The sequence below is a fragment of the Chitinophaga sp. genome (genome assembly GCF_036566945.1).
Classification (GTDB): Bacteria; Bacteroidota; Bacteroidia; order Chitinophagales; family Chitinophagaceae; genus Chitinophaga.
Genome location: NZ_DATCVJ010000927.1, coordinates 1 through 3,143, shown reverse-complemented (window position 1 = coordinate 3,143; position 3,143 = coordinate 1). Strand labels below are relative to the sequence as shown.

Annotated in this window: 3 protein-coding genes; all 3 read right to left on the bottom strand. The window is 44.1% G+C overall.

The features are described 5' to 3' along the window. Positions 1–179 precede the first annotated feature (179 nt). Genes VIP81_RS27840 through VIP81_RS27830 form a run of 3 tightly spaced genes read right to left on the bottom strand, consistent with a single transcriptional unit; the run spans position 180 to position 3,109 of the window. A complete protein-coding gene (locus VIP81_RS27840) occupies positions 180–1,190 on the bottom strand; it encodes a VWA domain-containing protein (protein WP_331969192.1) in 1,011 nt (336 codons plus the stop codon). A 29-nt stretch (positions 1,191–1,219) separates the two neighbouring features. After that, positions 1,220–2,215, bottom strand: coding sequence for a hypothetical protein (locus VIP81_RS27835; protein ID WP_331969189.1), 996 nt, complete (start codon positions 2,213–2,215; stop codon positions 1,220–1,222). A gap of 24 nt (positions 2,216–2,239) precedes the next feature. Continuing rightward, positions 2,240–3,109: a DUF58 domain-containing protein gene (locus VIP81_RS27830; RefSeq protein WP_331969186.1), complete on the bottom strand. Its 870-nt coding sequence runs from the start codon at positions 3,107–3,109 to the stop codon at positions 2,240–2,242. Positions 3,110–3,143: the final 34 nt, after the last annotated feature.

The following is a 3,143-nucleotide window of genomic DNA, read 5'->3' as shown; positions in this document are numbered from 1 at the left end:
AACAGGGAGCTTCCCTGGATTTTCATACAATAATTTAAGAACCTGTATTCCTTATCAGAAAAGGAATACAGGCCATGTTATATTCAATTTACCCGGACAACAATGTTTTATAATCATTAAAGTAAAAATCTGGAAAATCATCTAAATCAGTATATCCTGCTCAAAGACAAAACCCGCACTTAAGGCAAGCTTTTGAACAGGCTGTAACGCAATACTACTTCCAGCAGTATACATCCCAGTGCAATCATGGCCAGGAGGAAAAAATGCTCTGCAAAACGTTTGTAAGAGGTAATTTCTACTTTGGTTTTCTCCAGCTGATCAATTTCGCTATAAATGTTTTTCAGGTCATTGGTATTGGTGGCGCGGAAATATTTTCCGCCTGTTTCTTTAGATATCTTTTTCATCAGCGGCTCATCGATCTGTACGTCCTGCATCACCATTTGCACGCTGCCATCTGCCATAGGCATAGGAAACGGTGCTTTCCCGATAGTACCTACCCCGATGGTGTATACCCTTATTTTAAATGCTTTCGCGATGTCCAGAGCAGTGAGTGGATCTATCAGCCCCGTATTGTTCACCCCATCTGTGAGCAGAATGATGACTTTACTTTTAGCATGGCTGTTGCGCAGGCGGTCTACCGACGTAGCCAGTCCCATACCAATGGCAGTACCATCTTGCAACATGCCACTTTTCACCTGCATGATCTGGTTTTTCAGTACGGCATGATCGGTGGTGATAGGGCATTGCGTAAAGCTTTCGCCGGAAAACACCACCAGGCCAATACGGTCGCTGATGCGTTTATCCACAAATTCGGTGGCTACTTTTTTGGCGGCCTCCATACGGTTTGGTTGCAGATCTTCTGCCAGCATACTACCGGAGATGTCGATGGCCATCACGATATCAATTCCTTCGCTATCGATACTCTCAGAGGTATTGGACGTTTGCGGACGGGCCAGCGCCACAATCAGCGCAGTAACAGCCAGGAGGCGCAGCACCAGTAATAATGGCCGGAAGCGAACCTTCCAGGACACCGGCAATCCTTTTAATCCTTCCAGAGAAGAAATCATCATGACGCTCTGCCGGCCCTTGCGGCGTGCAAAGTACCAATATATCAGTACCGGCACCAGCAGCAAAAGCCACAGGAAAACCGGATAGGCAAATTCAATATTTTTCCACGTTGAAAAATCCATCAATTTTCTAATTAAGATCCATTCTGGCTTTATGCTTGTTGTTTTTCTCCCTCTTTGCCTACTTCTTCTGCCGCTCCTGGCTTCGGTTTGGTCCACTCCAGAATTTCTTCTGCCTTCTGCATACACTCTTCATGCTCATCTGCCGTAGGCTGTAATTTGGCAAACTTCGCCAGATCAGCAATAGCCAGCAGGCTACGCAGCTTATCTCTTTGCTGGTTCAGCTTTGTTACCGGCTTAATATTCTGCAACAGTTCCTCACTCGTTTGCTCCAGCGCAGCAATGCTGAACTGATGTTCAAAGTAGGTACGCAAAATATCTGTTAACCGGGTATAGTATTGTTTAATATCACCTTGCTGCCACAACTTTTCTTCTTTCAAAGCTTTCAGTTCCTGCGCTGCAATTTCATACGGAGATACAGTAGGAATATTAATTACTTTCTCTTTTTTAGGTCTTGTACGGAGATACCACCAGATACCTATTGCCACCAATGCGATCGTGATCCCAATGGCGATATACAGCCAGTAGTCCCAGATGTTCCAGGGTACTGATTGCACGGCTTTAATAGGTTTAAATGCTTTGGTGGTATCTACGGCCACCGTGTTTACATCTATCCCTACCGGCAGCGTAACAGCTGAATCGGGAGCGGTGTTGGCGCCTGTAAATACTTCGAACCGCATAGGAGGAATTTCCCAATGGCCGGAGTCAAAACTCGTGAGCGTAAATGTTTGGTGAAGAATATGCTGATCCTGGTTAACCAGTGTATCCAGAGAGGTGCGGCTAACTACTTCAAAATGATCCAGAGAATCCGGTAATACCGGGAACAGAATTTTAAAGTTGGCGTCCTTAAACTGTGCCGGCGTGAGCGTGGCGGTAAGCTGCAGTTTTATCTGCTCGCCTATCCTGATACTGTTGGTATCTGCTTTCGCCGTCACATCTACCGACTGCTGTGCCAGCAGGCTAAAAGGATATAACAACCCCAGTAAGCAACATAAAAATATACGTCTTATAACTTGTTGTTTATACATGTTTAATTTGCGCTCCATTATAACTTAGGCCCTCTTGAGGAAAAATGTTTGTAATGCTTTCACATAATCTTCATCGGTGCGTACACTTACCAGCTCGGCACCACTTTTCATAAACGCATTTTTGCAATATTGTGAATGTTGCAGGAACTGTTGTTCATAATACTGGCGTACCCGGCGATCAGTAGTATCTATCCATTGGGTAGCACCCGTTTCAGCGTCTGCTACCTGTATTAATCCTACCGGTGGTAATTCTTTATCCCGCTGGTCATATACCTGTATACCTACCACATCATGCCGTTTGGCGGCTATGTTAAGCGCATCCTGGTAACTGCCGGAAAGAAAGTCACTCAGCATGAAAACAATGCTGCGCTTTTTGGTAGCATTATTAAAGAAACGCAGGGTTTCTTTAATATTGGTTCCTTTACGTTTAGGCGTAAACGATAGTAGTTCACGGATAATGAACAAAATATGTGATTTCCCTTTTTTAGGTGGAATATATTTCTCCATTCCATCACTGAAAAAGATAACGCCTACCTTATCATTATTTTTGATGGCAGAGAAAGCGAGAACGGCGCAGAGTTCTGTGATCAGATCACGTTTATCCTGCTTTTTAGTTCCAAAGGAAGAGCTTTGACTCATGTCCACCAGTAACATCACCGTCAGTTCTCTTTCTTCTTCAAAAACCTTCACAAAAGGGTGGTTGAATCGTGCTGTTACATTCCAGTCGATAGACCTCACATCATCCCCGAAATGATAATCTCTCACTTCGCTGAATGACATACCACGTCCTTTGAAGGCGCTATGATATTCGCCCGCAAAAATGTGGTTGGTAAGCCCTTTCGTCTTTATTTCTATTTGTCTTACCTTCTTTAATATTTCAGCCGTATCCAACATGAGAATTACGAATTACGAATTACGAATTACGGAT

Excerpts from the sequence above, each read along its gene's own strand:
- VIP81_RS27840 (WP_331969192.1), bottom strand. The coding sequence starts at position 1,190 with ATGGATTTTTCAACGTGGAAAAATATTGAATTTGCCTATCCGGTTTTC.
- VIP81_RS27830 (WP_331969186.1), bottom strand. The coding sequence starts at position 3,109 with ATGTTGGATACGGCTGAAATATTAAAGAAGGTAAGACAAATAGAAATA.
- VIP81_RS27835 (WP_331969189.1), bottom strand. The coding sequence starts at position 2,215 with ATGTATAAACAACAAGTTATAAGACGTATATTTTTATGTTGCTTACTG.